The following is a 477-nucleotide window of genomic DNA, read 5'->3' as shown; positions in this document are numbered from 1 at the left end:
AAACAACTTATTTAAAACAATTAAGCAAAATAAAATACAACTAAGACTCTCATCATGAGAGTCTTTTTTTATACCCAAATTTTTAAAAAGGAGCATAAAATGAAATTAATTATCTTCGAAGGACTTGACGGTAGCGGAAAAACAAGTCTAATAAAAATCGTTCAACAAGAATTAACAAAACAAGGTAATGAAGTGGTGGTTATTCGCGGATTAGGTAGTTCTACAATTGGTAATTTTATACGTGAAACGTTTTTAACCCACAATACTTTGCATAATTTAACTAGATATTTTTTAAGTTTCGCCAATATGATTCAAACCCAAGAAGAGTTCATCAAACCCAACTTACAAACAAATAAAATCATTTTAGTAGATAGATGGTTAGGTTCTAATTTTTCCTATCGCGTATATCCTTCAAAAATTGACAAAAATTATCACATTTTTAACAATTTGAGTAAAAAATTCATCAAACCTGATATC

General features: G+C 28.1%; 1 protein-coding gene. It reads left to right on the top strand.

Annotated features, from left to right (window positions below; genetic code table 11):
* Window positions 1-99: 99 nt before the first annotated feature.
* Window positions 100-477: dTMP kinase (locus RI01_RS03265; protein ID WP_017193242.1), on the top strand; the 378-nt coding region annotated here is incomplete at its 3' end.

The sequence above is a fragment of the Italian clover phyllody phytoplasma str. MA1 genome (assembly GCF_000300695.1).
Taxonomy (GTDB): Bacteria; Bacillota_I; Bacilli_A; order Acholeplasmatales; family Acholeplasmataceae; genus Phytoplasma.
This window is presented reverse-complemented; position numbering and strand designations above follow the sequence as displayed.